Origin of the sequence: Leucobacter luti (genome assembly GCF_019464495.1) — a bacterium.
Classification (GTDB): Bacteria; Actinomycetota; Actinomycetes; order Actinomycetales; family Microbacteriaceae; genus Leucobacter; species Leucobacter luti_A.
This window is the reverse complement of sequence record NZ_CP080492.1, coordinates 3,055,137-3,076,989: the sequence shown is the minus strand read 5'-3', so window position 1 is coordinate 3,076,989 and position 21,853 is coordinate 3,055,137. Positions and strand designations below refer to the sequence as shown.

Genomic DNA, 21,853 nt, shown 5'->3' with positions numbered 1-21,853 from the left:
CTCCTGTCTGGCTAGCTCAGTTGCGCCAGGTCTGGGTAGAGCGGATGCTCTGCGGCGAGGACGTCGACTCTGGCCCGCAACGCAGCAAGCTGCTCCGGCCTGGCACCACCGGGCTGTGTACCCGCGATGAGGGTTTCCGCGATGATGTCGGCAACTTCGGCGAACGCCGCGTCACCGAAGCCGCGCGTCGCAAGTGCCGGGGTCCCGATACGCAACCCGCTCGTCACCATCGGCGGGCGCGGATCGAACGGAACGGCGTTGCGATTCACGGTGATCTCGACGGCAGCGAGCAGATCCTCCGCAGCCTGCCCGTCGAGCGGCGAGTCACGGAGGTCGACGAGCACGAGATGCACATCCGTGCCTCCGGTGAGCACGCTCACACCGCACGCGGTGACGTCTTCGCGCACGAGGCGCTCGGCAAGGATCCGTGCGCCCATCACCGTGCGCTGCTGCCGCTCGACGAACTCCGGAGTCGCCGCAATCCCTAACGCGACTGCTTTGCCTGCAATGACGTGCTCGAGCGGCCCGCCCTGCTGCCCCGGGAAGACTGCCGAGTTGATTTTCTTCGCGATGTCAGCGTCATTGCACAGAATGATGCCGCCGCGCGGGCCGGCGAGCGTCTTGTGCGTGGTTGAAGTGGTGACGTGCGCGTGCGGCACCGGATTCGGGTGCAGTCCAGCGGCCACGAGCCCGGCGAAATGGGCCATGTCGACCATGAGATAGGCGCCAACTTCGTCCGCGATCTCCCGGAAACGCTCGAAATCGAGCCGCCGCGAGTAGGCCGACCAGCCGGCCACAATGAGCTTCGGCTGGTGCTCGCGCGCGAGCCTCGCGACCTCGTCCATGTCGACGCGCAGCGTCTCCTCATCGACCCCGTAGGCCGCGACCTCATAGAGCCGGCCGGAGAAATTGATCTTCATCCCGTGGGTGAGGTGCCCGCCGTGGGCAAGATTCAACCCAAGGATCGTGTCTCCCGGCCGGATCAGCGCGTGCATGACCGCAGCGTTCGCCTGCGCACCGGAGTGCGGCTGCACGTTCGCGAACTCGGCTCCGAAGAGGGCCTTCACGCGGTCGATCGCGAGCGTTTCGATGACGTCGACTTCTTCGCACCCGCCGTAGTACCGGCGTCCAGGATACCCCTCAGCGTACTTGTTCGTGAGCACCGAGCCCTGCGCCTGCATCACGGCGACCGCGGTGTGGTTCTCAGACGCGATCATCTCGAGCCCACCACGCTGCCTGGCAAGCTCGGCGTCGATCCGCTCCGCCACCGCAGGATCCAGCTCCGCGATCGAGGCGTTCAGCGACGCAGAGGGGATCGGTGTGAAGCGGGTCACAACTCTGCCCCGTTGTCTGCGGCGTACTGCTCAGCGCTGAGCAGCGGGCCGAACTCGGTGACAGCGACCTTGAACAGCCAGGCGGCACCGTAGGGATCCGAGTTCACGAGGCTGGGATCGTCAATGACGGCCTGGTTGATTTCGACGACCTCGCCCGAGACGGGCGAGTACAGCTCTGAGACTGACTTCGTCGACTCGATTTCGCCGCACTCAGCGCCAGCTGTGAGCGTTGCTCCGACCTTTGGCAGGTCGACGTAGACGACTTCGCCGAGCGCGTCGGCTGCAACCTGGCTGACGCCGACCGTGGCGGGCGACTCGTCCGTGATCCACTCATGCTCGGCGGAGTACTGCAGACCGGTCTGAACCTTGCTCATGATGTGTTCCTTAGTGTGAGGTGAAGCGTGGGTGAGGTGAAGCGTGGGTGAGATGAAGGTGCGAACGCGCGAGTCCCTGCCACGGAGGCTGAGAGTGGGACCCGCTAGTGCTCGCGGCGGTAGAACGGAAGCGCCACGACGGTGAACGGCTCTGGCTTGCCGCGGAGGTCGACGGTGAGCTCAGTGCCGACAGCTGAGTGGGCTGGATCAATCGAGGCGAGCGCGATCGGGTATCCCAGCGTCGGCGAGGGCTGTCCGCTGGTGACCTCGCCGATCTGCAGGCCATTCGCGAGCACTGGGTAGCCTGCGCGGCCGGCACGACGCCCGGCGCCCTGGAGCCCGACGAGTACACGGGTGGGAGTCACTTCGCGGCGCGCTCGAGTGCGTCCCGTCCGATGAAGCGTTCCTCCTTCTTGAAGGAGACCACTGGCCCGAGGCCGGCCTCGAACGGAGTGATGTCGCGCCCAAGCTCGTTCCCGTAGAGCGGCATTCCCGCTTCCAGCCGCAACGAGTCGCGAGCGGCGAGCCCCGCCGGGATCAGGCCGAACGGCTCACCTGCTGCACGCAGCGCGCGCCAGAGCTCGGCGGCCTGCGCGTTCGGCAGATAGAGTTCGAAGCCGTCTTCGCCGGTGTAGCCGGTGCGAGCGAGCAGCACATCGAGACCGGCCACCGTCACGGGCGCAGCCGAGTAGTACTTCATCTCGGTGACGATCGCACGCTGTGCTTCCGGGAGGAGAGCGTGCAGGATCGCGACTGCCGCTGGTCCCTGCACCGCGATCAGACTCGTGTCAGCGGACTCATCCCGCACGGTAACGTCAAAGCCTGCTGCCCGCTCAGCACAGGCCGCGGCCACAGCTGCGGCGTTCCCGGCGTTCGGCACGACCAGGTACTCCTCGTCACCGAGCCGGTAGGTGATCAGATCGTCGATGATCCCACCGTCGGTATCGCAGATGAGCGAGTACTTCGCCCGTCCAATCGCGATCACTGCGAGGTTGCCGACGAGCGCGGTGTTGAGGAATGCTCCGGCGTCTGGGCCGGTGACCCGGATCTCCCCCATGTGCGAGAGGTCAAACAGTCCCGCTGCCTCCCGCACCGCACGGTGCTCGGCGAGCTCAGAGCCGTACTTCAGCGGCATATCCCAGCCGCCGAAGTCGGTGAACGAGGCACCGAGCGCCGCGTGTTCGGGATACAGAGCGGTGTGCGCCGGCGGTGTTGTCGATGTGTCTGATGCAGTACTCATGATGGGTGATCCTCAGTTCTCGAATGCTTCGGGAGCGGGGCAGGAGCACACGAGGTTGCGATCCCCGAAGGCCCCATCGATCCGGCCAACCGGCGGGAAGTACTTGTCTTGGCGCAGCGTGTGCACGGGATATGCGGCTTCTTCGCGGGTGTAGGCACGATCCCAGTCGGTGCTCACCACGGCGCTGGCCGTGTGGGGTGCGTTGCGCAGTGGGGATTCCTCCAGGGCGATCCGCTCAGCGATGATTGCGTCGATCTCACTGCGAATCGTGACCATCGCCGAGATGAAGCGCTCGATCTCGCCCAGGTCTTCCGACTCGGTCGGCTCGACCATCAGCGTGCCCGCGACCGGGAACGCGAGCGTTGGCGCGTGGAAGCCGAAATCGATCAGCCGCTTTGCCACGTCTTCCGCGGTGACACCGGACTGTGCCGTGAGCTCACGCAGGTCAAGGATGCACTCGTGGGCGACGAGACCGGAAGCGCCGGTGAACAGCACCGGGAAGTGCTCCGTGAGCCGCGCGGCGATGTAGTTCGCGCTCAGCAACGCGGTCTTCGTCGCGCGGGTGAGTCCTTCGCCCCCCATCATGGCGATATAGGCATATGAGATCGGGAGCACACCGGCCGAGCCAAACAAGGTGGCGACGACGGGGATTCCCGCGCTCACTGAATATGTGCCGGTCGGGTCGTTCGGCACGTACGGCAGCAGGTGTTCGGCAACGCCGATGGGACCTACGCCGGGGCCACCGCCGCCGTGCGGGATGGCGAAGGTCTTGTGCAGGTTGAGGTGGGACACGTCGCCGCCGAACTGGCCGGGCTGCGCGAGCCCAACAAGCGCGTTCATATTCGCGCCGTCGATGTATACCTGGCCGCCTGCCTCGTGGACGAGATCGCACACCTCGCGTACGTCAGCGTCATAGACCCCGTACGTCGAGGGGTACGTGATCATGATCGCGGCGAGCTCGGCGCGATTCGCGTCAATCTTCGCTCGGAGATCGTCGAGGTCGATCGTGCCAGTAGCCGTGTTCTGCACGACGACGACGCGCATGCCTGCGAGCACGGCCGATGCGGCGTTCGTGCCGTGCGCCGATGCCGGGATGAGGCACACCGTGCGCGACTCGTTCCCGTTTGCCCGGTGGTAGCCGCGGATCGCGAGCAGACCGGCGTACTCGCCCTGCGCCCCGGAGTTGGGCTGCAGCGAGATCCCCGCGTAGCCCGTAATCTCGACGAGCCTGCGCTCAAGGTCGGCGATCAGTTCACGCCAGCCTCGACTCTGATCCTCCGGGACGTAGGGGTGAATCCCTGCAAATTCCGGCCAGGAGATGGACTCCATTTCGGCAGTGGAGTTCAGCTTCATCGTGCATGATCCGAGCGGGATCATGGTGCGGTCAAGGGCAAGATCGCGATCCGCAAGGCGACGGAGGTAGCGCATCATCTGCGTCTCAGAGCGCATCGAATTGAAGATCGGGTGGGACATGAACTCGCTGCTGCGGCGAAGCGCCGCGTCGAAGCCCGGATCCCCCGGAGCCGCCGCAGGTGCCAGCTCTGCACCGAAGGATGCAACCACGGCGGCAACGTGCTCCGCAGTAGTGGTTTCAGAGGTCGAGACACCGACAGTGTCGGCGTCAATCCTGCGCAGGTTGATACCGGCATCGCACGCCGCCGCGATCACTGCGTCGGCACGGCCGGGCACCGTGGCGACAACGGTGTCGAAGAACGATTCGCCTGCGAGTTGAATCCCGGCCGCAGCGAGCGATGCTGCAATGGTGCGGGCGTGCGCGTGCGTGCGCTCAGCGATGGCGGTGAGTCCTGCTGGGCCGTGGTAGACGGCGTACATCGAAGCGGTGATCGCGAGCAGTGCCTGCGCGGTACAGATGTTGCTCGTTGCCTTCTCTCGGCGGATGTGCTGTTCACGGGTCTGCAGGGTGAGGCGGTAGGCGGGATCGCCTGCCGAGTCGCGGGAGACGCCAACGAGCCGGCCAGGCAGCGCTCGCTCCAAGCCGGTGCGGATCGCGAGGTACGCGGCGTGCGGGCCGCCGAAGAACAGCGGGACGCCGAAGCGCTGGGTGTTCCCCACGGCCACATCAGCGCCCTGCTCGCCTGGCGGGGTGATGAGCGTCAGCGAGAGCAGATCGGCGATCACGGTGACCATCGCGCCGCGCTCGTGGGCCGCGGCGATCAGCGCGGACTGCTCGCGGATCGTGCCGTCGTTGCCCGGCTGCTGCAGCACGACGCCAAACAGCTCGCCCTCAGGGAGCCCCTGCGTCAGATCTGCGATCTCCACGTCGAAGTCGAGCGCCTCCGCCCGGCCGCGGATCACCGCGATCGTCTGCGGGAACACATTGGCGTCGACCACGACGCGCGCGGACGCTGGCGCTTTGCCAGCGCGGCGCATCAGCAGCACGGCCTCGGCCGCGGCGGACGATTCGTCGAGCATCGAGGCGTTCGCGATCTGCAGGCCAGTGAGGTCGGCGACCATCGTTTGGAAGTTGAGCAGCGCTTCGAGCCTGCCCTGCGAGATCTCTGGCTGGTAGGGCGTGTACGCCGTGTACCAGGCCGGGCTCTCAAGCACGTTGCGCCGGATCACCGGTGGGGTGTGGGTGTCGGCAAAGCCCTGACCGATCATCTGGGTCTTCACGACGTTCTTGGCAGCGAGCGCGCGGAGGTCTGCGAGGATCTCCTCTTCACTGCGTGCCGCTGGCAGGTCGAGCGGGCCGGCCTTGCGAATCGACGCAGGAACGGCTGTGTCGACCAGGTCGTCAATGGTGTCGTAGCCGAGTTCGTCCAGCATCGTGGCGATGTCGGCTGGGGTGGTCACGCCAATGTGGCGGTCGGCGAATGCGTATGGCTGCAAGCTCAAGAGGATCTCCGTTGGTGAGCGGTCGCCGAAGCGCCCGAAATGGGATCCTCCCCGCTCTGTTACGGAACCTGAGAGATTCAGACGCGCCGAGATGAATCGGGGCGCCCTTGCACCGTCGGTGAGCCGGGTGGACCAGCTGCTTTCCAGAGTTGCCACGCTGCGACGGTACGGGGGCCTGAGAGATTCCCGGGGAGGAATTGCTCCTACGGCGCTGGGACCCCGCACGCGGTTCCCAGACTCTCCCGCCACAACTTAATGGCCGATATTCATGAGTAGTGCCCACCCTAGCACTCTGTGCTCGGGCGATGAAGCTTCTCCCGCACATCTCGGCCTCAGTGGCCGCGCTCGTCCGCGCAGGGCACGATCGGGTCTCTCACCCCGCTCGCGAGGATCGCAGATGGCTGCTTCGGTGCACGCGAAGCAGCCATCTCGGACCCCGGGATCATCCCGAGCCCGTTACTTCGGCTCGGTGTCCTTGCCGTCGAGAGCGAGGAGCTCTTCTTCAACGTCGCCACCGTAGCCTTCGCTCTGCGGGTCTCCGTGCAAACCGCCCGACACCGCGTACTCCTCCTCCGGCGAGAGGACGAGATGGTGGCGCCCGTACAGGCCGAACACGGCTAGCGCGATCACGTAGACCACCACGATCGCGATAATCGCCGGCTGGAACGTCTCGTTCAGCAGGAATCCGACAAAGATCAGCGCCGCGATCACGGCAGCGGACCAGGCACCGAAAACGCCCCACGGGCTCTTGTACGGCCGCTTGGCATTCGGGTACTTTTTGCGCAGGATCAGGAACGACACCATCTGCATGAAGTACGCGAGCACTGCACCCCAGACCGCGATGTTCAGCACGATTGCACCCGCGACACCGTCTGCACCACCGGCGAGGTCAACGATCACGAGCGCGACGAAACCGATGAGTGCACCGGCGAGCAGCGCGACCCACGGCGTTTGCCGCTTGCCAGTGAGCGAGAGGAACTTCGGGTAGTACCCGGCACGCGAGAGCGAATACATGTTCCGCCCGTACGCGAACATGATTCCCTGCAGCGAAGCGAACAGTCCGATGATGGCGAATAGAGCGAGCACGGCGGCCAGCTGGTCACCGACGATGACGCGGAAGCCGTCGAGCAGTGGCTCACCAGCGGTGCCCATTTCTTCAGCCCCCAGCACGCCGGTGTTGAGGAAGAGCACGAGGAGACCGGTGACGATCAGAGTGCCACGGGCCCAGAGGCCAGCGCGCGGGATGTCGCGGACCGGGTTGTGTGATTCTTCGGCCGCGAGCGGGAGTTCTTCGATACCGAGGAAGAACCACATGGCGAACGGCATGGCGAACAGGATGGGCAGCACGCCGTGCGGCAGGAACACGCTCTGCCCGGTGTCGGGCTGAATGTTCCACAGTGCGTCCCAGCTGAAGGCGCCACTGAAGATCGCCATCGCAGAGAACAGCAGGATAATCGCGATCGAGATCACGGAGACGATGATCGCGAACCGGAAGGAGATCGCGGCGCCCGCCGTGTTCAGTGCGATAAACAGGGCGTACAAGATCACCCACCACACCCAGGACGGGAGCGAGAGCCCGAGCAACTCGGTGGTAATGCCGTTGGCGTACGATGCGGCGAAAAAGACGATCACTGCAGTGGTGGCGACGTACTCGACCGTCTCAGCGAGGCCGGTCACGAACCCTCCCCACGGCCCCATGGCTGCGCGACCGAATGAGTACGCACCGCCGGTGTGCGGCATTGCCGCAGCCATTTCGCCAATTGAGAAGATCAGGCCGTAGTACATGACAATGAGCACGGCGAACGCGATGAGCATGCCGCCGAAGCCCGCGGCGTCGATGCCGAAGTTCCAGCCGGAGAAGTCTCCCGAGATGACCGCGCCGACTGCGAGCCCCCACAGCCCCCAGACGCCTGCTGCGCGCTTGAGTTTACGTTTCTCGAAATACCCGGATTCTGCGGTCGTGTATGTCACGCCCGAGACTTTCAGTGTGTCTTTGGCCATCGTGACCCCTTTCACTACGTTGTGAGCGATGCAGACTGCAGCGGTGCAGCCGTCGCGCGATGTTGGGATGACACGCTTGACTATACCCAGCCATTGGTAGTTTTCAACCACCTTTAATAAAAAGATTCCCGACCCACAAGGCACGCGAGCCCGCGCATCAGAGGCGAATGCAGGGGCGAATTTCACGACACGGCTTGCTTTCTCACCCGAACACCATGCTTTAATGGCCTAAGCGCAGACCATTAACTCGTGGTTACCGCAATACTGGATGCCACCAGCCCCAGAACTCAACGATGAGCCGCAAGGAGAACAGATGATTCCCGCGAGTGGAAACCTCACCCCAGCCGAGCTACACGAGGCGGTCGCCTCGCGCGAGATCGACACCGTGATCGTCGCGTTTACCGATATGCAGGGCAGGCTCGTGGGCAAGCGCGTCGCTGCCCGCCTGTTCCTTGAGGACACCATGGACCACGGAGCGGAGTGCTGCAACTATCTCCTCACCGTCGACGTCGACGTCAACACGGTTGATGGGTACGCGCTCACCAGCTGGGAGAGCGGCTACGGCGACATGGCAATGATTCCGGATCTGTCAACGCTGCGCAGGATCCCCTGGCTCCCCGGCACCGCCCTCGTGATCGCAGATCTGACCACCGCGAAAGACCACACCCCGATTTCTGTCTCGCCGCGCGAGATTCTGAAACGCCAGATCGACCGCCTAGCGGAGCGTGGGCTCACCCCGCTCGCCGCCACAGAGCTTGAGTTTCTCGTCTTCGACGACGACTACCGTTCGGCCTGGAAGAACGGCTACCGAGACCTCACCCCCGGCTCCGATTACAACATCGACTACGCGCTCCAGGGGTCAACGCGGCTTGAGCCACTGCTGCGCGACATCCGCAATTCGATGGACGATGCCGGCATGTACTGCGAGGGCGTGAAGGGCGAGTGCAACTTTGGCCAGCAGGAGATCGCGTTCCGCTACGCGCATGCGCTGGCCACCTGCGACAATCACTCGATCTACAAAAGCGGCTCAAAGGAAATCGCAGCGGCCCACGGGAAGAGCATTACCTTCATGGCAAAGTTCAACGAGCGGGAGGGCAACAGCTGCCATGTGCATGCAAGCCTCCGCACCGAGGCAGGCGACCCGGTGTTCGCTGATGCAGATGCCGCCGACGGCATGTCCCCCGTATTCCGCCACTTCATCGCCGGCCAGCTCGCCGCAATGCGGGAGTTCACACTGCTCTACGCCCCCAACATCAATTCGTACAAGCGTTTCGTCGAGGGCAGCTTCGCTCCGACCGCAGTGGCCTGGGGCCACGACAACCGCACCTGCGCCCTGCGCGTCGTCGGCCGAGGGCACGGCATGCGAGTCGAGAATCGCGTCCCAGGAGGAGACGTGAATCAGTACCTCGCGATCGCCGGCATGCTCGCCTCCGGACTCTACGGCATCGAACACGAACTCGAACTCGGTGAACCGCTCTCGGGCAACGCCTACACGAGCGACATCGAGCGTGTGCCAGCAACGTTGCGAGACGCGGCAGACCTGTTCGAGCACTCAGCGCTCGCCCGCGAGGTGTTCGGGGACGACGTCGTAGACCACTACACGCACGCCGCACGAGTAGAGATCGCGGCGTACGATTCCGCCGTCACAGATTGGGAACGGGTCCGTGGCTTTGAGCGCCTCTAAGCACCGCAGCGGGGTGCCCGATCGCGCACCGCTGATCGGCATCACCAGCTACCTCGAACAGGCCCAGACCGGGGTGTGGGACGTGAGAGCGTCGTTCCTGCCACAGGTCTATCTCAACGGTGTCACCGACGCTGGCGGGATCGCCGTTGTGCTCCCACCGCAGCCCGTCGACGCCGAGATCGCGGCAGGGATCGTTGCAGCGCTCGACGGGCTCATCCTCTCCGGCGGTGCCGACATTGACCCGGCGCGCTACGGACAGGAAGCGCATGAACGCACGGCACCTCCACGCGCCGACCGCGACGCATTTGAAAGCGCACTGCTGGAGGCCGCGCTCGCCGCAGAACTCCCCTTCCTGGGCATCTGCCGCGGTGCGCAGCTCCTCAATGTCGAACTCGGCGGCGACCTGATCCAGCACCTCCCTGATGTCGTGGGCGACGACCGCTACCAGCTCGGGGCCGGAGAATTTAACCGGATCGACGTGGAAGTGGATGCAGGCTCACGGATCGCGGACGTGCTCGGAGACGATCGCACCGCGCGCGCCGATCTCTACCACCACCAGGCCATCGGCGCACTCGGGGCGGGGCTCACGGTGACGAGTCGTACCGCAGACGGGATCGCGCAGTCACTCGAGCTCACATCAGTTCCATTCGGGATCGCCGTGCAGTGGCATCCGGAGGAGAACGCGCAGGATCGGCGCCTGTTCGCTGGCCTGGTCGCCGCTGCGCGCGAGTACCGCTCGGCACGGACACTGCACGCCGAGCGCCCCACCGCTTCAGCACCCACCCCTGATTCACCCCATTCCACCCCCAGGGAGCAGCTATGAGCTACACCGTCACGAACCCGGCAACCGGGGAGCGAGTCACCGAGGTCACGCACCTCGATGTGCCCGACACTGACCGCGCGATCGCTGCAGCCGTCGCGGCGCAGCGCGACTGGGCCACGGTAGCGCCGGCGGATCGCGCTCGTGTGCTCCGCCGCTTCGCCGCAGCGGTCGACGCCGACATTGAGCATCTCGCACAGCTCGAAACCACAAACTCGGGCCACCCGATCTCTCAGTCCCGCTGGGAGGCCGGTCACGTGCGCGATGTGCTCGAGTACTATTCAGGTTCCCCTGAGCGCCTGATCGGACAACAGATCCCGGTGGCTGGCGGCATGAATGTCACGTTCCACGAACCACTCGGAGTGGTGGGCGTGATCACGCCATGGAACTTCCCCATGACGATCGCATCGTGGGGATTTGCACCAGCCCTGGCAGCTGGCAACGCCGTCGTCCTCAAACCAGCGGAGTGGACGCCCCTCACGAGCCTGAGGCTCGGAGAGCTCGCGCTGGAATCCGGGCTCCCCGAAGGCCTATTCCAGGTTCTCGCCGGTCGCGGCTCCGTGGTCGGTGAGCGCTTCGTGACGCACCCCGATGTTCGCAAAGTTGTGTTCACCGGCTCCACCGAGGTGGGCAAACGGATCATGGCCGGTGCTGCCGAGCAGGTCAAACGGGTAACGCTTGAGCTCGGGGGCAAAAGCGCGAACATCGTCTTTGCCGACTCAGACCTCGAGAAAGCCGCTGCGACCGCACCCTATTCAGTGTTCGACAATGCTGGCCAGGACTGCTGCGCGCGCAGCCGACTGCTCGTGCAGCGCAGCGTGTATGACGAGTTTATGGAACACTTCGAGCGCGCGGTGCAGAACGTGAAGGTGGGCGATCCCACCGATCCTGCAACCGAAGTGGGCCCGCTCGTCACACTCGCACACCGGGACAGCGTCGCGTCGTTTCTCACCGATGACGTCCCGATTGCGTTCCGCGGTATCGCGCCGGAGGGCCCCGGAGCATGGTTTGCACCGACAGTAGTCACCCCGGAGCGCGGCTCTCGTGTCGCCACCGAAGAGATCTTTGGCCCCGTCGTTGCAGTGCTCCCGTTCGAGGACGAGGCTGACGCAATTGCGCTCGCGAACGACACCGAGTTCGGGCTCAGTGGATCGATCTGGACCCGTGATCTCGGCCGGGGAATCCGCGTCGCGCGCGGAGTCGAAGGAGGCAACCTCTCCGTGAACTCGCACTCCTCCGTGCGCTACACGACGCCCTTCGGTGGGTTCAAACAATCCGGTCTCGGCCGCGAGCTCGGCCCGGACGCGGCCGAGCACTTCACCGAAACCAAAAACGTGTTCTTCGCAAGCGAATAGTCCATCTCCCCACTCCACTTTGTGCCGCGAACAGCGGCGTCTCAGCATCAGAATCGAGCACCCCACTATGAGCGATATCTCCCCCATCGACCTCACCCAGCGCCTCGCAGGCAAAGTTGCCGTCATCACAGGAGGTGGCAGCGGGATCGGCCTCGCCACGGCGAAGCGCATGCGCGCAGAGGGCGCGAAGATCGTGATCGGCGATATGGATCCCGTGAGCGGCGAGGCCGCTGCCGCCGCCGTTGAGGGCATCTTTGTGCAGGTCAACGTGACCGATCAGGAGCAGGTCGACAATCTTTTCGACACTGCCGCCCGAGAGTTCGGCTCCGTCGATATCGCATTCAACAACGCGGGGATTTCCCCTGAGGATGACGACTCGATCGAGACCACGGAGCTGCCAGCCTGGCAGAAAGTGCAGGATGTCAATCTCAAGAGTGTGTATCTCTGCTCGCGCGCTGCGCTGCGCCATATGACTCAGCAGGGAAGCGGATCGATTATCAATACCGCGTCATTTGTCGCCGTCATGGGATCTGCCACCTCCCAGATCTCGTACACCGCGTCGAAGGGTGGCGTGCTCGCCATGAGCCGCGAGCTCGGTGTGCAGTTCGCCCGCCAGGGAATTCGCGTGAATGCGCTCTGCCCGGGCCCGGTCAACACTCCCCTGCTCCAAGAGCTGTTTGCGAGCGATCCCGAGCGCGCAGAACGCCGGCTCGTGCACGTCCCGCTCGGCCGCTTCGCTCGGCCGGAAGAACTCGCCGCCTCGGTTGCGTTCCTCGCGAGCGATGACGCCTCGTTCATCACCGCGTCAACATTCCTTGTCGACGGCGGGATCAGCAGCGCATACACCACGCCGCTGTCCTAGTACGCTCGTCGGGGTCGGCTGGGCGCCGGCCCCGATGCGCGGGCCACTGGGTCTGCCGCGTACACTCGCAAGCAGACCCGGTGCACCAATGCGCAGCACGACACCGCCTCGGAAAGGATCGCTATGACGCTCGCAGCCGACGGTATCGAGCTCCTGATCCGTGCCGTGCGTCCAACGAACGCATATGAGGAGACGATGCAGCGGCTGCTGCAATCCGTGCGCCTCGGGCTGATCCGGCCTGGTGAGCGTCTGCCGGCTGAGCGCGAGCTTGCGGCGATGCTCAAGGTCAGTCGGGACACGGTGCGTGAGGCACTCGCAACGCTTGCCGAATCCGGCTACGTCGTTTCACGGCGCGGCCGCTACGGTGGCACGTTCGTGGTGGAAGACCTCCCACTGGAAACGGACCTGCGCACCGGCGACACCCACATGGGCGAAGCAGAGGTGGAGGATGTCGCCACGCTGCGACGCGTTCTCGAAGTGGGCGCGGCACGGGAGGCCGCCGGGCGGGAACTCAGCGCCGAAGAACGCCAAAGCCTGACTCGCGCGCTTGAGGAGTGCAGCGGTGCTGACGATTCCAGGCACCGCCGTTTCGATTCCAGACTCCACCTCTTGATCGCGGAGCTCTCCGGGTCTGCAAGCCTGGTGCCGCTCGTCGCCAACCTCCGGACGCGCGTGAACGATCTCCTGAACGAGATCCCGATGCTTCGTCCCAACCTCGCGCACTCGAACGCGCAGCACGAGGCCATCGTCGCTGCGATCCTCGCTGGGCGGCCAGACTCGGCAGCAGAGGCCATGCGCGAGCACATTGAGGGCTCGACCGCACTGCTGCGCGGCTTCTTGTCGACGAAGTAGGCCCTGAGCGCTACACCCGCCGGTACGTGAGATCGCGGATTGCGCGGCCCTTCGCGGTGCCCTTGTTCTCAAATGCGGTGAGCACGCGGCCGTCGAAGCGCTCCGCCCATTCACCGGCGAAGTCGCGCGCAAATCCCGGCGCCGCGTCGAGCACTTCGCGCATTTGATCAGCGTAGTTCTGCCAATCCGTGGCGAGCCGCAGCAGGCCTCCCGGCCGAAGCACACGCGCCGCGATGTGCGAGAATTCTTCATCGATCAGGCGGCGCTTGCGATGGCGCACCTTCGCCCACGGATCGGGGAAGAACACCCAGAGTTCGTCAGCAGAGCCCGCGGGCAGATACCGTTCTAGCAGCTCAGGCGCGTTGACCTCTGCAAGGCGAAGGTTCCGCACTCCCTCCTCGTCTGCCGCCGTCATGGTGCGAGCGAGGCCGGCTTGAAACACCTCAACAGCGAGGAAGTTCTTCTCGGGGTGCGACGCGGCCGCATGAATGATCGCGTGGCCCTGACCGGAACCTACCTCGATCACCAGCGGTGCGCTCCGCCCGAACAGCTCTGCCGGATTTCCAGTCGCGCCCTCAGCCACGCTCGTGGCCGCCGGGCCGTGCGGCACATCGATCAGGTAGAAGTCCGAAAGGTCGTCCCACCCACGCTGCTGCCCCGACGTCATCCGGCCGCTGCGGCGCACAAACGACACCGGCTTGTCCCGAAATGTCGTCGGGTCGTAGTTCTTGGGCACGTACGGTTTCTGCTCGCTCACCCCACAACGGTAGTCGGGCACGGCCCGCTGGGCAAAGCCGCGCGGGGTACGATGTCAACACGGCATCGATCAGGAGGAACATCATGACCAGACGCATCTTGCTCGTGAACGGCCCCAACCTGAACCTGCTGGGCACTCGTGAGCCAGAGCTGTACGGCGAAGAGACGCTCGCGGATGTCGAGGCGCTCGCGGCGCGCGTTGCCGCAGACTTCGGGCTTGAGGTCCGTTCGGTGCAGAGCAACCACGAGGGCGTGCTCATCGACGCGATCCACGATGCGCGTGCCGACTGTGCTGGCATCGTCATCAATCCCGGCGCGTTCACGCACACCTCCGTCGCTCTCCGCGACGCGATCAGCGCGGTCGAGCTTCCCACTGCGGAGGTGCACCTCACGAACGTGCACGCTCGTGAGGAGTTCCGTCATCACTCCTATATTTCAGCCGTCGCTGCCTGTGTCATCGTCGGCGCAGGCGTGCAGGGCTACGAATTCGCGGTGCGGCGAATCGCGGCACTCATCGCGCGGTAAGAAACACGTTCACCATGCCCGGGTTGTGCGCAAAGACGAGCACCGCGAAGACCACGGCATCGAAGAGGAGATGCACGGCCACCACGTAGCCGAGCGATCTCGTGCGCAAGAAGATGATGCCCTGCACGAGCGCGAACGGGATGGTGAGGAGTGGCCCCCACGAGCGGTAGCCCAGCTCCCAGAGGAACGAGACGAAGACGATGGCCTGCAGCACGTTTGCGGCCCACACCGGGAAGTGCCGCAGCAACACGGCAAACACCGTGCAGATGAAGAATAGTTCGTCCCAGATTCCTACCGCGCCCACCCCGATGAACAGGCGGGCGATGAGATCGGGGGTGGTCACCTCGGGCCAGTTTTGGTAGACACCTGAACTGATGAAATACCAGGGAAGCAGCACCCAGCCCAGTACGAGCACTGAGGCGAGCCAGCCCCAGTGGAACCAGCCCCACCGGCCGCCGCCCCGCCACGGGAACCCCGTTGCGCGGTCACGATAGACATACCGAGACACCAGGTACGGCACCGCCACCGCCCCACCCAACGCGAGCGTGAAGCGAACCATCGATCCGTTGTCGAGCGCAGCGGCGAGCGAGATTGTGCGCACAATACTGAGCCCGATCACGATCAGGGAGAGGTCGCGCAGGAGAGACGCGGAGCGCGGCGCGCTCAGTCCTGGGGTATGCGGCGATACGGATACGACCCCTGCGTCTGGCCCCGTTGCCGCTGCGGCCTCTGCGGTGGACCCCGCCCCGCTGTGTGTCTCAGCGCCTGCCCGCGCGGCGGCACGATCAGCCACCGCGGCAAGCGTGAGGCCGAGCACTGCGAGCACCGCGCCGGGCCAGAACGCCTCGGCGACGAACCAGACCGGTGCCACGCCGCACACGAGGAGCGCTGCGAGAATCGCCACCGGGTGAGGCAGCGCTCGCGGAGGTCTCAGCGCGTGCAGTGTCATGCGGCGAGCCTATGGCATGCCTCAGACACGACCCGGATTCCCGACGGCCAGTGGCCGCTCGCGCTGTTTTTCCCAGTGAATCTTCACCAGATCAGGAATGAAGAAGCTGCGTGTCTGAGGTGCGCGCTACGCTACCGACATGAGCACCGTCGACTCCGCACCTCACCCCGCCGATTCACACGATCGGATCCGCGTGCAGGGTGCACGCGAGCACAATCTGAAGAATGTCAGCGTTGATCTGCCGAAGCGACGGCTGACTGCGTTCACCGGAGTGTCCGGATCGGGCAAGAGTTCGCTCGTATTCGCAACGATCGCAGCGGAGTCCCAGCGCCTCATCAATGAGACCTACAGCGCATTCCTGCAGGGCTTCATGCCCTCACAGGGCCGTCCGGACGTCGACGTGCTGGAGGGGCTCACCACGGCCATCATCGTCGACCAAGAGCGCATGGGCGCGAACCCACGTTCTACCGTCGGCACGGCCACCGACGTCAACGCGATGCTCAGGATCGTGTACTCGCGGCTGGGGTCGCCGCGGATCGGCTCCCCGAACGCGTTTTCATTCAACGTCGCCTCGGCAAGCGGTGCGGGCGCCATCACCATCGAAAAGGGTGGGAAAGAAGTCAAGGAGCGGCGCTCCTTCGAGGTGCTCGGCGGCATGTGTCCGACGTGTGAGGGCCGCGGCTCTGTCAGCGACTTCGCGCTCGATCAACTCTATGACGCTGAGAAGACGCTGTCGGGCGGCGCGCTCACGATCCCCGGCTACAGCATGGACGGGTGGTACGGCCGCCTGTTCAGCGCGCTGCTTCCCATGGATGTTCCGATCAAAGATTTCACGGCAGCGCAACTCGACGATCTGCTCTACAAAGAACCCACAAAAATCAAAGTCGAGGGCACGAATCTCACCTATGAGGGCCTGATCCCGCGCATCCAGAAGTCCATGCTGTCCAAGGACCGCGAAGCGATGCAACCGCACGTGCGCGCATTCGTGGATCGCGCAATTGTCTTTACCGCGTGCCACGCGTGCGATGGCACCCGGTTGAATGACTCCGCACGCTCCTCGAAGATCGACGGACTGTCGATCGCTGATGTGTGCGCGATGCAGATCAGCGACCTCGCAGAGTGGGTGCGCGGCATCGCCGATCCTGGCCTGGCCCCACTGATCGCGAAGCTCACAGACACTCTTGATTCCTTTGTGAAGATCGGCCTCGGCTATCTCAGCCTTGAACGCCCCACCGGCACACTCTCGGGCGGCGAGTCGCAGCGCACGAAAATGATCCGACACCTCGGATCGCCTATCACTGACGCCACCTACGTCTTCGACGAGCCCTCGATCGGCCTGCATCCGCACGACATCGAGCGGATGAACGAACTCCTGCTCAAGCTGCGCGACAAGGGCAACACCGTGCTCGTGGTTGAGCATAAGCCGGAGATGATCACGATCGCGGATCACGTCGTTGATCTCGGCCCACGTGCGGGCACACTTGGCGGCGAGATCTGCTTCGAGGGCACCGTGGCAGATCTCCGGAAGTCTGACACACTCACCGGGCGGCACTTGGACGACCGCGCCAGGCTGAAAGATGCGGTGCGGCAGGCGTCCGGCGCGATCGAGGTCCGCGGTGCGCAGACTCACAATCTCAAAAATGTGGACGTCGATGTGCCGCTCGGGGTGTTGTGCGCGATCACGGGCGTTGCAGGATCTGGAAAGAGCTCTCTGATCCACGGCTCGGTCTCGAACCGGGAAGGCGTCGTCGCCGTCGATCAGGGCGCGATCAAAGGCTCTCGCCGATCCAACCCCGCGACGTACACCGGACTGCTCGACCCGGTGCGCACGGCGTTCGCAAAAGCCAATGGGGTGAAGCCTGCACTCTTCAGTGCAAACTCAGAGGGCGCGTGCCCAGAGTGCAAGGGCGCCGGCATCATCTTCACCGATCTCGGCATGATGGCCACTATGGAGAGTCCGTGTGAGGTCTGCGAGGGGCGCCGCTTCGCTGCCGAGGTGCTCGAGTACACTCTCGGCGATAAGAACATCGCCGAGGTGCTTGAACTCAGCATGGCTGACGCACGCGAGTTCTTCACGACCGGTCCCGCAAAGCTCCCGAAGGCCGCCAAGATCCTTGATCGTCTCGTCGACGTCGGGCTCGGCTATCTCACACTCGGCCAGCCGCTCTCCACGCTCTCGGGTGGCGAGCGGCAGCGCCTGAAACTCGCTATCCACATGCTGGAGGATGCAGATATCTACGTCCTCGACGAGCCCACCACCGGCCTCCACCTCGCTGATGTCGAGCAATTGCTCGGCCTGCTCGATCGCCTCGTTGACGCGGGGAAGAGCGTGATCGTGATTGAGCACCACCAGGCGGTCATGGCACACGCGGACTGGATCATCGACGTCGGGCCAGGCGCTGGCCAGCAAGGCGGCACGATCGTGTTCGAGGGCAGCCCGCGCGAGCTGGTCACGGCTTCCGAGAAGACGATTACTGGGACACACCTCGCCGCGTATATCGCGGACTAGCGGGAGGCCTGCCACGAAGCAACGGTCGCCCGTGTATTGCTCTGGCTGCGCTCCCAGTGCTCCCCTTCACGGATTCGCTCTCAGCCACTCACTCTCCCGAGTTCGCGCACTGAAAACCCTCGCAGGGCAGTAACGGATCGTGCGGAGTGACCCCAGCGGGGAGCGCGAGCTTCTCAGCCGCATCAGCCCGCGTCATATGCTGCAGCCCCTGTGAGGTCATCACGGTGCGCCAAGAATCGCAGCGCTCGTCATACGGTGGCTGCTCGTAATCAAACGCGCGCAGCGTTTCTGCCGAGAACTCTGCGGCGAGCTCCGCGATCGCAGCCTCCGACTCTGCGCGCTCCGCAGCCCGCGCTGCCTCACCCTCAGGGTCGATCTCCGCGAGGGTGTCGTCGAGCCTGCTCCGCATCGCTTCGAGATCGCTCAAGCGCCCGGTGCCCGAAGACGGTGCGGGCTGCTCGGCCGAAACCTGCGCCGAGACAAGCCACGGCGAGACGAGGAACGGGACCCTCGGGCCTCGGACCACGAGATCGTAGTTCAGCCCGGACGCAAGCTGGATCGTCCGCGCAGGATCACTCGTGCAGGCCGTGTCCTGCGAGATCCGGAATGCCCCGCAGTCCGTGTTGGCGAGCGGCACAGAGTACGCGCGGCGACCGCCGAGGCTCCGAATCTCGGCCGGGTTGCCCGCGGTGCACTCGGCAATCGTCCGCTCAGGGAACACCTGATTGCCCACTGGCGTTGCCAGCAGTCCGAGCAGCGCGATGCTCGCCACGAGCACACCGACACTCCACGCACCGATAACTCGGCGCGTACGATGCTTCGGCTGCTTCGCGTCTTCCGCCACACCACGAGTCTGCCACGTTGCCGCCCGTTCGAAGTGCAGCGCTGCTGCTGACGCTCGGTGGTCAAGTTCAGGTCCGGTGTGAAGCCGGAGCCGGAACCGGAACCGGAACCAGAGCCGAGGCCGAAGCCGCGCTCTCGGCCTGGGTGGCCCGTGTTACCCGATCCGGGTATCCACTGGCGCTGAATCCAGCTCATTCAGGGCCCTGATCAGGCGGTGCAATTCACCGACTGCGCGCCGCCGCGGCGTAAACACCAGCCGTGGGAGCTCGGGAACGTCGCGGTCCGTGAGCTCGTCGGGGAACGGGGTGGTGCGTTGGATCTGGCCGGTCTCTAGGAGCCCGGTGAAGCGCCGATTGAGGTCTGCGAGCTCAGCGTCGGTCGGCTCGGCTTTGATCCGGAGCACGAGCTGAGAATCGAACCAGCGGAGTGAATCGTAGTTGCGCCAGAAGCCGGTCACTTCGGCGACCGCGTCGGCCACGGAGTCGGTCACGAGCACTCGGTCGAGATCGTCCACCGAAACGAGCCCGCTCGCCGCGAGCTGCTCGGTCACGAAGGCAGCGAAGCCGCGCCAGAATGTGCCGCCAGCGCGGTCCAGCAGCACAATCGGAGCCGGATCCATCTTGCCGGTTTGCTGCAGCGTCAGCAGTTCGAACGTCTCGTCCATCGTGCCGAAGCCGCCGGGCAGACAGATAAACCCGCTGGATTCTTTCACCAGCATGAGCTTGCGCGTAAAGAAGTACTTCATCGCGACCTGGCGCCCATCTTCGGCGATGATCGCGTTGGGCGATTCTTCAAACGGCAGTCGGATCGACACCCCAAGCGACTGTTCCGGCCCCGCCCCTGTCGCTGCGGCCTCCATGATCCCGGGGCCCGCCCCGGTCACCACGAACCATCCCTGCGCGGCGAGCGCGCGTGCCGCGGCTTCCGCGCTGACCCAGAGTGGGTCGAGGGACTGCGTACGCGCAGAGCCGAAGATGCTGACCTTGGGCGTATCGGCGTGCGGCGCAAACAATCGGAACGCCGCGCGCATCTCTTCGATGGCCGCCGCCGTGATCTTCAGGTCACGACGGGCGGTGCCGTCTTGTCCGAGGCCGATTCCTGCCTCGAGAATTCGCCGCACGAGGGTGCGTTGCGACGTAATCCCGGTCTCGGCCATCAGTTCACTGAGGCGTTCATTGAGCTCTCGCTCAGCGGCAGTGGAATCGGGGCGAGAAGAGAAGGTCACTTCTCCAGTCTATGGGCCGCGCGTGAGCGGTGGCCGTGCGGGGGCGCACACGGGCGTTCGCCGAGCGGGGCCTGACGGCGAAGAACTGAAGGGCCGAGACGAGGAGGCGCAGCCCCCGAGCTGAACCCGGCGCACCGCCCAGCGCAGCGGCACGGCAACCGCCCTCCAACCAACGCACGTCCGGCGCGGCTCAGCGGCGCGCGCGATAGGCTGAGTCCATGCCTGCACGGCGCGCACATCTCGTACCGCAGAGCACTCATGGAGAGCTCGCGGTGGCCCTCGCTGCGCTCCGCACCGAGTTCGCCGTAGCAGAGTCCTTTCCCGCGGCGGCACTCGCAGAAGCTGCAGCCGCTACCCCGTTGGCACCTGAGTGTGATCTGCGGCACATCCCGTTCGTCACGCTCGATCCGGTTGGGTCCCGCGACCTTGACCAGGCGTTCCACATCGAGCGGGGTCGATCCGGCTGGATCGTGCGATATGCGATTGCCGATGTTCCAGCGTTCGTAGCCCCGGGCGGCGCCCTCGACGCGGCCGCGCGCGATCGTGGGCAGACGCTGTATTTGCCTGACGGCACCGTCCCGCTGCATCCGCGCGTGCTCAGCGAAGGTCACGCATCCCTGCTGCCTGGCGAGGATCGCAGCGCGTACGTGTGGACAGTCGAACTCGATCCGGACGGTGCGGTCACCGCCGCGAACGTCCTGCGTGCCCAGGTCCGATCCCGCGCTCAGCTTGACTACCCCGCAGCACAGCTCGATATCGAGGCCGGCGCGGCTCAGGAACCGCTCTCCCTGCTGCCCGAGATCGGCAGAATCCGGGCCGAGCAGGAACGCCTGCGCGGGGGCGCAAGCCTGAACATGCCTGAAGAACAAATTCGGGAAACAGCTGAGGGCTACCGGATCGAGCGCCGCTTCCCGCTTCCCGTTGAGGAGTGGAACGCACAGTTGTCGCTGCTCGTTGGCATCGTCGCCGGAGAGATGATGCTCGGTGCCGGGATTGGGATCCTGCGTACCATGCCGGCTCCCCCGCCTGAGGCGCTGCGCGAGTTTCGTGATCGCGTCGCAGCTCTGGGTGAACCGTGGGCACCAGAGCTGAGCTACGGCGAGTATCTCCACGCCCTCGAACACGGCGCTGTGCGCACGCCTGCCATCATGCAGGCCGCCGCGTCACTGTTCCGAGGCGCTGATTACGTCGTGTTTAACGGTGCACCTCCTGAAGAGACGGTGCAGGCCGCAATAGCCTCGCCGTACGCCCACGTGACCGCACCGCTGCGGCGCCTCGTCGATCGCTGGGGGCTCGTCGTGTGCGCAGCGCTCAGTGCGGGGCACGCGGTGCCGGGGTGGGCGAGCGAGAGCCTGCCAGCACTCCCCCAGTTGATGCGCGCCTCACAGCAGCGCGCTTCACAGCTCGGGTCGGCCGCACTCGACCGGGTCGAGGCAGCGCTGCTTCGGGATCGGATCGGGGAGCGCTTCGAAGCCGTAGTCATCGAGATACGCGGAGATCGCGCTCGCGTGCAGATCGTCGAACCGCCGGTGACGGCGCAGTGCGAGTCAGCGGGGCTCGTGGCCGGCACACGCGTCCAAGTGCGCGTGGTGAGCGCCGATATCGCTGTTGGAAAGGTCGAGCTCGCGGCCGACTAGGCTCGTCCTCGCATCAATCGAGCGCCCCGGA

16 protein-coding genes, 1 pseudogene and 2 riboswitches are annotated in these 21,853 nt (G+C 65.1%); of the genes and pseudogenes, 8 read left to right on the top strand and 9 right to left on the bottom strand.

Annotated features, from left to right (window positions below; translation table 11 throughout):
• Positions 1 to 11: 11 nt before the first annotated feature.
• The 5 genes and pseudogenes from glyA to K1X41_RS13780 form a co-directional block, all read right to left on the bottom strand.
• The gene (gene glyA, locus K1X41_RS13800; protein WP_309478054.1) at positions 12 to 1,334 is read right to left on the bottom strand and encodes a serine hydroxymethyltransferase; all 1,323 of its coding nucleotides are present in this window, start codon (positions 1,332 to 1,334) and stop codon (positions 12 to 14) included.
• A complete protein-coding gene (gene gcvH / locus K1X41_RS13795; RefSeq protein WP_133617066.1) occupies positions 1,331 to 1,708 on the bottom strand; it encodes a glycine cleavage system protein GcvH in 378 nt (125 codons plus the stop codon). Before gcvH ends, glyA begins: the two co-directional genes overlap by 4 nt.
• 104 nt (positions 1,709 to 1,812) lie before the next feature.
• Positions 1,813 to 2,948: pseudogene (gcvT, locus tag K1X41_RS13790) on the bottom strand (glycine cleavage system aminomethyltransferase GcvT).
• A 12-nt stretch (positions 2,949 to 2,960) separates the two neighbouring features.
• A complete protein-coding gene (gcvP, locus tag K1X41_RS13785; protein ID WP_220174873.1) occupies positions 2,961 to 5,804 on the bottom strand; it encodes an aminomethyl-transferring glycine dehydrogenase in 2,844 nt (947 codons plus the stop codon).
• A 46-nt stretch (positions 5,805 to 5,850) separates the two neighbouring features.
• Positions 5,851 to 5,957: riboswitch (glycine riboswitch) on the bottom strand.
• Positions 5,958 to 6,059, bottom strand: a riboswitch (glycine riboswitch).
• A 201-nt stretch (positions 6,060 to 6,260) separates the two neighbouring features.
• A complete protein-coding gene (locus tag K1X41_RS13780) occupies positions 6,261 to 7,805 on the bottom strand; it encodes an amino acid permease (RefSeq protein ID WP_132202314.1) in 1,545 nt (514 codons plus the stop codon).
• Between the two features lie 313 nt (positions 7,806 to 8,118).
• Here K1X41_RS13780 and K1X41_RS13775 point away from each other — a divergent pair, with 313 nt between their 5' ends.
• From K1X41_RS13775 to K1X41_RS13755, 5 genes are all read left to right on the top strand, one after another.
• Positions 8,119 to 9,489 (top strand): glutamine synthetase family protein, encoded by a 1,371-nt coding sequence (locus K1X41_RS13775; protein ID WP_220174872.1) that lies wholly within the window; start codon positions 8,119 to 8,121, stop codon positions 9,487 to 9,489.
• Positions 9,470 to 10,312, top strand: coding sequence for a gamma-glutamyl-gamma-aminobutyrate hydrolase family protein (locus tag K1X41_RS13770; protein ID WP_220174871.1), 843 nt, complete (start codon positions 9,470 to 9,472; stop codon positions 10,310 to 10,312). The genes K1X41_RS13775 and K1X41_RS13770 overlap by 20 nt, the downstream gene beginning before the upstream one ends.
• On the top strand, positions 10,309 to 11,664 hold the full coding sequence (locus tag K1X41_RS13765; protein ID WP_220174870.1) for an aldehyde dehydrogenase family protein: 1,356 nt from the start codon (positions 10,309 to 10,311) through the stop codon (positions 11,662 to 11,664). The genes K1X41_RS13770 and K1X41_RS13765 overlap by 4 nt, the downstream gene beginning before the upstream one ends.
• Before the next feature lie 67 nt (positions 11,665 to 11,731).
• The gene (locus K1X41_RS13760) at positions 11,732 to 12,526 is read left to right on the top strand and encodes a 3-oxoacyl-ACP reductase (protein WP_165875564.1); all 795 of its coding nucleotides are present in this window, start codon (positions 11,732 to 11,734) and stop codon (positions 12,524 to 12,526) included.
• 123 nt (positions 12,527 to 12,649) lie between these two features.
• Entirely contained in the window at positions 12,650 to 13,378 is a 729-nt protein-coding gene (locus K1X41_RS13755; protein ID WP_132202306.1) for a FadR/GntR family transcriptional regulator, read from the top strand.
• Positions 13,379 to 13,388: 10 nt separating this feature from the next.
• Here the strand turns inward: K1X41_RS13755 and trmB are convergent, their stop codons facing one another.
• On the bottom strand, positions 13,389 to 14,135 hold the full coding sequence (trmB, locus tag K1X41_RS13750; RefSeq protein WP_258566563.1) for a tRNA (guanosine(46)-N7)-methyltransferase TrmB: 747 nt from the start codon (positions 14,133 to 14,135) through the stop codon (positions 13,389 to 13,391).
• Positions 14,136 to 14,218: 83 nt separating this feature from the next.
• Between trmB and aroQ the strand changes: the two genes are divergently transcribed.
• Positions 14,219 to 14,659 carry a type II 3-dehydroquinate dehydratase gene (gene aroQ / locus K1X41_RS13745; RefSeq protein ID WP_132202302.1) on the top strand — a complete coding sequence of 147 codons (441 nt, stop codon included), beginning with the start codon at positions 14,219 to 14,221 and terminating at the stop codon, positions 14,657 to 14,659.
• On the opposite strand, the gene K1X41_RS13740 is transcribed toward aroQ, so the two are convergent.
• Positions 14,646 to 15,608, bottom strand: coding sequence for a CPBP family intramembrane glutamic endopeptidase (locus K1X41_RS13740; RefSeq protein WP_133617074.1), 963 nt, complete (start codon positions 15,606 to 15,608; stop codon positions 14,646 to 14,648). The genes aroQ and K1X41_RS13740 overlap by 14 nt on opposite strands.
• 139 nt (positions 15,609 to 15,747) lie before the next feature.
• Between K1X41_RS13740 and K1X41_RS13735 the strand changes: the two genes are divergently transcribed.
• The gene (locus K1X41_RS13735; RefSeq protein WP_220174869.1) at positions 15,748 to 18,117 is read left to right on the top strand and encodes an ATP-binding cassette domain-containing protein; all 2,370 of its coding nucleotides are present in this window, start codon (positions 15,748 to 15,750) and stop codon (positions 18,115 to 18,117) included.
• 88 nt (positions 18,118 to 18,205) lie between these two features.
• Here the strand turns inward: K1X41_RS13735 and K1X41_RS13730 are convergent, their stop codons facing one another.
• Positions 18,206 to 18,961 carry a hypothetical protein gene (locus K1X41_RS13730; protein ID WP_220174868.1) on the bottom strand — a complete coding sequence of 252 codons (756 nt, stop codon included), beginning with the start codon at positions 18,959 to 18,961 and terminating at the stop codon, positions 18,206 to 18,208.
• Between the two features lie 153 nt (positions 18,962 to 19,114).
• The gene (locus K1X41_RS13725) at positions 19,115 to 20,116 is read right to left on the bottom strand and encodes an LOG family protein (RefSeq protein WP_132203937.1); all 1,002 of its coding nucleotides are present in this window, start codon (positions 20,114 to 20,116) and stop codon (positions 19,115 to 19,117) included.
• 287 nt (positions 20,117 to 20,403) lie between these two features.
• Here K1X41_RS13725 and K1X41_RS13720 point away from each other — a divergent pair, with 287 nt between their 5' ends.
• Positions 20,404 to 21,822, top strand: coding sequence for an RNB domain-containing ribonuclease (locus K1X41_RS13720; protein ID WP_220174867.1), 1,419 nt, complete (start codon positions 20,404 to 20,406; stop codon positions 21,820 to 21,822).
• The last annotated feature ends 31 nt before the right edge of the window (positions 21,823 to 21,853 follow it).

Excerpts from the sequence above, each read along its gene's own strand:
- gcvH (WP_133617066.1), bottom strand. The coding sequence starts at position 1,708 with ATGAGCAAGGTTCAGACCGGTCTGCAGTACTCCGCCGAGCATGAGTGG.
- K1X41_RS13780 (WP_132202314.1), bottom strand. The coding sequence starts at position 7,805 with ATGGCCAAAGACACACTGAAAGTCTCGGGCGTGACATACACGACCGCA.
- K1X41_RS13775 (WP_220174872.1), top strand. The coding sequence starts at position 8,119 with ATGATTCCCGCGAGTGGAAACCTCACCCCAGCCGAGCTACACGAGGCG.
- K1X41_RS13765 (WP_220174870.1), top strand. The coding sequence starts at position 10,309 with ATGAGCTACACCGTCACGAACCCGGCAACCGGGGAGCGAGTCACCGAG.
- K1X41_RS13760 (WP_165875564.1), top strand. The coding sequence starts at position 11,732 with ATGAGCGATATCTCCCCCATCGACCTCACCCAGCGCCTCGCAGGCAAA.
- K1X41_RS13755 (WP_132202306.1), top strand. The coding sequence starts at position 12,650 with ATGACGCTCGCAGCCGACGGTATCGAGCTCCTGATCCGTGCCGTGCGT.
- aroQ (WP_132202302.1), top strand. The coding sequence starts at position 14,219 with ATGACCAGACGCATCTTGCTCGTGAACGGCCCCAACCTGAACCTGCTG.
- K1X41_RS13740 (WP_133617074.1), bottom strand. The coding sequence starts at position 15,608 with ATGACACTGCACGCGCTGAGACCTCCGCGAGCGCTGCCTCACCCGGTG.
- K1X41_RS13735 (WP_220174869.1), top strand. The coding sequence starts at position 15,748 with ATGAGCACCGTCGACTCCGCACCTCACCCCGCCGATTCACACGATCGG.
- K1X41_RS13725 (WP_132203937.1), bottom strand. The coding sequence starts at position 20,116 with ATGGCCGAGACCGGGATTACGTCGCAACGCACCCTCGTGCGGCGAATT.
- K1X41_RS13720 (WP_220174867.1), top strand. The coding sequence starts at position 20,404 with ATGCCTGCACGGCGCGCACATCTCGTACCGCAGAGCACTCATGGAGAG.